Raw genomic sequence first — 6,428 nt, 5'->3', positions numbered from 1 at the left:
CCTCCGGCATGGTGAAGGTATACTTGCCGCCGCCCACAGCGGTGACGGGCAGCTTGTTGCCGTCCTTGTCGGTGACGGTCAGGGTGTCGAGCGTGTAGCCGTCCTCCGGGGTGACGGTGATGGTGACGGTCTGACCCTTGGAGGCAGTCTTGGGGTTGGTGCTCACCTTGCCGCGTGTCGTCGCCGGGATATTTACAGGCGCGGTCGCCGCCACGGCCCCGCCGCCGCCGGCATTTCCGCCGCTGCTGCCGCCGGACACATCCTGATACGCCAGCGCGTAGGTGGAGAACTGCTCGGTCTCGAAGGACAGCCGCTTGGTCGCGGCGTCAAAGCTGGCCGGGAGCGTCTGCACCGCACCGCCGTGCACATAAATGATGTAATACGTTCTCGTTACGCTTGCATTTGCGTTGATGAACGCATCCGGCACAGTCAGGCTGACCGTGATTTTACCGTTGGTGTTCGGGATGGGTGCGGGCGTGCTGCTGCCGACCTGTTTGAACAGCGTGATATCCAGATAGGACGCGACCGTGTCGCTGCCTGCCTTGCCGGTGATGATATCCTTTTCCGCTGTCGGGATGGTCTGGTTGATATCCTGCACGTTCAGGTAGATATTGATGTCATCCGTGCCGTTCTTCTCCGCATCGGTCAGCGGGATTTTGTCAAGCACTTCCAGATCGGTCATGGCTACAGCACCCTGCAAGGCGTTGCTGTCCGGCTGGGTGGTGTGCTCGATCTTGGCGATCGTCCAGCGGGCATAGATGGTCGCCGGGGCAGTGAACACCGTTTTTTCGGTCACCAGCTGGCCGCCGAGCAGCTCGGTATACCAACCGGCGAAGTATTTACCCGTCTGTGTGGGCGTAGGCAGCGCGGCCAGCTTGCCGCCGACCGTCTTAGCGGTGCTGCCGCCGGGCAGCGGGTCGCCGCCCTGTGTGTCAAAGGTGATGGTGTGCTCAGTCGGGGCATCGCCGCTGGATGCTACGAACACCAGCGGAAGCTCCAGGCCCATGGTGTTCTGATCGAGCGGAGTCAGATAGGGCGTCTCTGCGAGGTCGAACGAAAGCAGCTGATTCTTGTAGTAGACATACACACTGGTGTCTCGAATCGTGTGTTCCTGATCCGCCTCGGGGAAAGGCGTGGTGGACGGGTCAAACCGGAACGTAAACCCGGGTGCGTAGGTCTTACCGGCTTCAAATTCGGTAGCCTTTTGCAGCTTTCCGCCGTCCTCCGGCACAACGTACCACACAACATTTTCAGCTTGGAACGAAGCCGGTGATGTGGCGGGCATATCAGCAGAGCCGGTAATGGTGATTTTCGCGCCGGAAAGCGGGCCGGGCTTCAGCTCATCAATGTGAACGGATAAATGCTTTATCATATTGGCTGCGCTGCCGGTGCGCAGGATGACACCGGTAACGGGAGAGCCGCTCTGATCGGCGGTGAGTTGCATACCTTGCACCGTCTGGATGCTCGTACCGGCAGGCTCAGCAATGATTACATCATCGCCAAGCACGATGCTTCCCATGAGAGATATGATCGCCGCGGTGGGCAGATCGGGCCGTGCGTTTCCAACCGCGCCAAGAGCGGTGACCTGACCCGCGCCGGTGAGGTTGATCGTCAGGTCGTTCATAACCGCAATGGCAAAGGTGGTTGCCGGGTTATCTGTGCCGCTGCCCACAGTCAGCTTGCCGCTGCCGGAAATGGTCAGCGCGCCTTCGCCCCTAATCAGAGTAATGCCCATCTCGATGGGAGCAGATGAACTGCGGATGCTGTTTTCCGTACCGGCTGCGAGGATGATCTCCGCGCCGTCCGGCAGATTCAGCGGCAGGAAATAATCGGCGACGAGGTTCAGGCCGAAGAGCGTCAGCTGCTTTGTCGCGGTGTCCCAGCTCCATTTTTCGGCCGCGTTCGTCCAGAGTGTGCCGCTGCCGCCGTTGGTCGCGCCGTAGGTGTTGGTTTCGCTGAACAAGGCGAGGTCGAGCGCCGTGGTGCGTGTGCCCGCGGGCGTGGAGCCGCCATCCACAAGCGTGACCACCGCAGGCGCAGATCCGCTCTGCTTGACCATGGGGATCGACCTCATTTCGCCACCGGGGCCGGGCATCTCTATTGTAGCCGCTTGGCCGTTTGCGATGCTCACAACCTTGCCCGGCGTCGCGCTTTCCATATTGCCGACGACTGCAGCTACGATGTCGAAATCAAAGTTTACGGTTCCGGAAGAAGCGGTCAGTGTGAAGCCATCATGGATCAGGATGCGGTCCAGCACGGAAACGCCGATGCTGCTATATCGCGCATTGCCGCCGCTGGCAGTCAGGCTACCCTTTTTCAGCACCAGCGTCGGTGTGGAAATGCCATTGCTGAAGTAAGCGTTATCCCCGACTGTATCCTTTGCATTTGCGATAACGGTCGGCGCGCTTTTGCCGTCGCCGATGGTAAGCAACTCGGTGCCATCCATGTCATCTACATAAATACCGGTATTCTGGCCGCAGCCGCCCGCTTCGACCGCCAGTGTGCCATCGCCAACGATCGTAAGGTTGCCACGTGCAGTAATACCGAATGTCGATGCCCCATCCGTCGACGGCGCGGTGCTGACGATCTTGTTGTCGCCGTTGAGTACAACCGTGGAATCCGCAGGCAGTATGACCCCAAGGGTTCTTTTATTGCTTGGATCTAAGTATTCATTTACCGCAATGTCCACACCGCTGAGGGTGAGCGTCTTGGTGTCATAATCCCATGTCCAAGCCTCGGTGTCGCTGGACGCATCCCCGGTGAACGCGGTGCAGTCGAGCGTCTTGGTGCGTTTGCCCGCGGGCGCGGTGCTGCCGGGGCCGATGATCCTGACCGCCAGATAGGGGTTCTGCGCCCCGTGCTCGGAGCCGGTCTTAGCGGGATCGAACGGCTCAAACGAGCTGCCGTCAATAGCCTCGCTACCCTCGACCGTCATGTCCGACGCTGCCTTCAGATCACCGGTAAAAAGTGCACGGTACGCACCGCACACCTCAAGCGAGCCGGTGCCGGAGACCTCGATCGCACCGGCGGAGAAGACGTTCTTCTGTAAAAGCGCTATGCCGAAGCTGTTATCGATAGGGCCGCTAGGTGTTTTCAGCAACTCCGACTGGATGGAGTTCGTGCCGTTCAGCACGAGCTTCAGCGATGTCGCAGGGTCGGAATAGTAGGCATAGATGCCGTAATATCTGTAATATGGTCCCTGACTGGAGCCGAGCTCCACTGCATACACTTTGTTAAAGATCGCGTTATTCAGCGTCAGCGTTTGCGTGTTGGGGTCGTAGTGATAGTTGTAATCGTTTGCATCGCCCACAGTATCATCTGAGCTGTCAGCGATCTTCCAGTAGCCGCCGGCGCTCACATCTGTGCCATTGACATATACAGGTTCACGATCCGCCGCGCTCGCCGTGACGCCCAGCCCAGTGAACATACTCAGCATCATGCAGAGCGTGAGCAGCAGGGACAGCAGCCGCGTCTTACTTCGTTTCATATCCTCATTTCCTCCATCTAAAAAATTTGGTTTGTGACAGGCTTTGGTGTTGTGTCCGCCCGGTGGGGCGGGTCACACACTGCATCCCCTCCTTTCCTCGGCCTGATAGCCGCTGAGAAAGGGGCTGCAATTGCCGATGGTGTGGCGCACACTGTCAAGCGTGACCGGCTCGAGCAGATAGTCGCTCGCGCCCGCGCGCCATGCGTCAAGGCCGTAGGCGCGGCTGGCCGAGATCAGCACAGCCTTTGTCCGTCTGTCCCGTTGGCGCAGCTGGCGTACCAGCCTCAGTCCGGTCATGCCGGATAGCTGCACATCGGTGATGCATAGGTCGATATCCAGCCGCCTGCCCTCGACGAACGCGAGCGCCTGCGCCGCGTCGGTAAAGGCGAGTGCATCGCTGCCGGGGTAGCATTGCCACACCAGCTGCCGCAGCTCGCCCAGCGCCTTTTTCTCCCGGCGCACCAGCAGGATCAGCATCGCATCCCCCCTTTCCCAGCGTTTGGTCTTTGTGATGCTTTGATTATATAAAACAAAGTTCACGGAAAGGGCACAGAAATGCGGCGCGCTTCCAAAATCTTTGCGCGGCGGAGATGAACAAATCTGGAACAAAATAGCAGATATGGATGGGATTTTTCGTATTTCCTCAAATAAATCATACATTTTTGGTGAAAGATGAAAGTGAAGCTGTACGCGCCGCGCAAAAAATTTTTTGCAGGGCACAAAAAAGCCGCAGGAGCGGCGCTGCCCCTGCGGTCTTGTTCATTTGAAAAATCCCCTGCGATTTTTCTGCTCCTGCTCCATGCGGACATACTTGCCGGTGGTGAACTCCGCCCACGAATAACCGGCCATATACTCCCCGTGGAAGGCGTTGACCGCTGCCATGTCCCATTTTTCAAAATCATATGCGTCGCACTTGATTTTGTCCGGGTCGATGGCCAGCCTGCCCCAGCTTTTGACGAGGATATCCTCCGCGCCTGCCGCCTTAAGCGTGCTTTGCAGCGAGGAGGAGGCCGAGGTGACGCGGCTTTTCAGCCGATGGTCGTAGTTTTCCTCCTCATACAGCACCGCAGCCATCTGCTCGGTGGTGACCGATGTGCCGTGGCGGTCGACCAGATAGGCCAGCAGCTCCTTGGCCTTTTTGCGCTCAAACACAAGGGGCTTACCGTCGACAAACACCTCAAAATACCCAAAGGCCTGCACGCGCACGCGGGGCAGGGGTGTGCCGTCCCCGTCCGGCTCGGCCTGCCGCCAATCGCCCAGCTCATCGTTGAGCACGGAAAGGATATCCTCCGCCCGGATAGGCTTGATGAGGTAGCCCTTTGCCCGCAGGCCGAAGGCGTTGATGGCGTATTGGTTGTAGGCCGTGCAGAAAAACAAAACCGTGTGCGGAAAGATTTTCTTGAGCCGCCATGCCAGCTCAAGCCCGTCCATGCTGCCCAGCTGAATGTCCAGAAAGGCGTAGTCGAGCGTCTCGCCCCAGCCGGCCAGCTCCTCCGCCCAGCGCAGCGCGGCGTAAGGCTCCTGCTCGCAGCGGAGCGTGTCGCGCGGGAATACGATTTCAAGCTGTCCCGCAAGCTTGTTGAGGGGCAGGCGTTCGTCGTCAACCGCCAAGATGTTCATGCGCGGCCTCCTTTCCGTATCGGCTCAGTGTGATGGTGGCTGTCGTGCCCCGGCCGGGGGTGCTCTCAATGGTCAGCACGCCGTCCGAAATCTGCCGTAGGCGGTCGCGGATGTTGGTAAGCCCGATGTGCGAGCGGCCGTCCGCCGGGCGCTCACGGGGGTCGAAGCCGACGCCGTCGTCCGCCACCGCGATGTGGATGGTGTCGCCCTCGCTCCAAGTGCGCAGAGTGACCGTGCCGGGGCGTCCGGCGGGGCGTATACCGTGCTTGACGGCGTTTTCAACCAGCGGCTGCACGACCAGCGGCGGCAGGAAAAAATCGTCGTCTTGAATATCGTAAACGACGCGCAATTTGTCCTGAAAGCGCAGTATTTCAAGCTTCAAGTAGAGCTGCACATGCTGCAGCTCGTTTGGGAAGTAAATCGGCTCGGCGCTGCTCAGCGAATCCATATTTCTCCGGAGATAAATGGAGAAATCGTCAAGCGCGAGCTGTGCCTGCCGGGGGTTTTCGCTGCAAAGCTGGCTGATGGAGCTGAGTACGTTATGTAGAAAATGGGGCTGTATCTGGCTGAGCATGATGGCGATGCGCCCTTCGGCCAGCTGTACCTCCTTTTCTGCCAGCTGCCGGGTCAGCTCGCCGTGGAACAGCAGAAGCAGCAGGATGAGCGACAGGGTGGTGGCCACATACATGGGGGTGGGGTTCCAATACGGCAGCACGAGCATGGACAGCAGTGGCAGCACACAGAAGGAGAGCAGAGTCAGCATACGCCGTGTCGTAAGTATCCGCCGGTAGCCTACCAGCATCAGCATTTCGAGCAGCAGTGTGCCAAGGTCGACCGTCTCGACAACGCCGTACCACGGGCCGTCCACATACCGTCCGCCGGCATCAAAGGAGAACAGCAGCCCATTGTACAGCGAAAGCACGACGAGCAGGATAAACGCGCCGCATATTGCCGCGATGATATGGACGAAGCGGTAGGAGATGTTAGCCCGTTCCCGGATAAAGCCCACCAAACAGTAGGCAAAAAGCGCGTTGACCGCCGCGCCGCAGCCGAAGGAGAGAAGGGCGCAGAGTTTGAGCAGGGGGATATGCTTGGGTGAGCCGCCGAAAAACCACAGGCCGGCCTCGCCCAGCAGCATGAGGTCGGCACAGACCAGCAGCGCGATGAAGCACTGCATAAAGGGGCGGCTGCGGGTGCGGTCGGTCAGCGCGCCGATCAGCAGAAACAGGGTGACTGCTGCGGACAGCAGCAGCAGGCATACGTTGGGTTCCATCATGTCATTCAGGCCGGGCATTTCTCCATGTCCTCGCTTTCTTTGCGT

4 protein-coding genes are annotated in these 6,428 nt (G+C 59.3%); all 4 read right to left on the bottom strand.

From position 1 onward, the window contains the following. Nucleotides 1–3,487, bottom strand: a 3,487-nt coding sequence (locus MR935_RS06555; RefSeq protein ID WP_290572108.1) for an InlB B-repeat-containing protein, incomplete at its 3' end; no start/stop codon positions are given. A gap of 72 nt (nt 3,488–3,559) precedes the next feature. Continuing rightward, a complete protein-coding gene (locus tag MR935_RS06550) occupies nt 3,560–3,964 on the bottom strand; it encodes a LytR/AlgR family response regulator transcription factor (RefSeq protein ID WP_290572106.1) in 405 nt (134 codons plus the stop codon). A 282-nt stretch (nt 3,965–4,246) separates the two neighbouring features. Next, nucleotides 4,247–5,107 (bottom strand): response regulator, encoded by an 861-nt coding sequence (locus MR935_RS06545; protein ID WP_290572104.1) that lies wholly within the window; start codon nt 5,105–5,107, stop codon nt 4,247–4,249. After that, entirely contained in the window at nt 5,088–6,401 is a 1,314-nt protein-coding gene (locus MR935_RS06540; protein WP_290572102.1) for a sensor histidine kinase, read from the bottom strand. The genes MR935_RS06545 and MR935_RS06540 overlap by 20 nt, the downstream gene beginning before the upstream one ends. Nucleotides 6,402–6,428: the final 27 nt, after the last annotated feature.

Origin of the sequence: Agathobaculum sp., assembly GCF_022775115.1 — a bacterium.
Classification (GTDB): domain Bacteria; phylum Bacillota; class Clostridia; order Oscillospirales; family Butyricicoccaceae; genus Agathobaculum.
The sequence above is the reverse complement of the archived record's forward strand: the minus strand, read 5'-3'. Positions and strand labels throughout refer to the sequence as shown.

Excerpts from the sequence above, each read along its gene's own strand:
- MR935_RS06540 (WP_290572102.1), bottom strand. The coding sequence starts at position 6,401 with ATGCCCGGCCTGAATGACATGATGGAACCCAACGTATGCCTGCTGCTG.
- MR935_RS06545 (WP_290572104.1), bottom strand. The coding sequence starts at position 5,107 with ATGAACATCTTGGCGGTTGACGACGAACGCCTGCCCCTCAACAAGCTT.
- MR935_RS06550 (WP_290572106.1), bottom strand. The coding sequence starts at position 3,964 with ATGCTGATCCTGCTGGTGCGCCGGGAGAAAAAGGCGCTGGGCGAGCTG.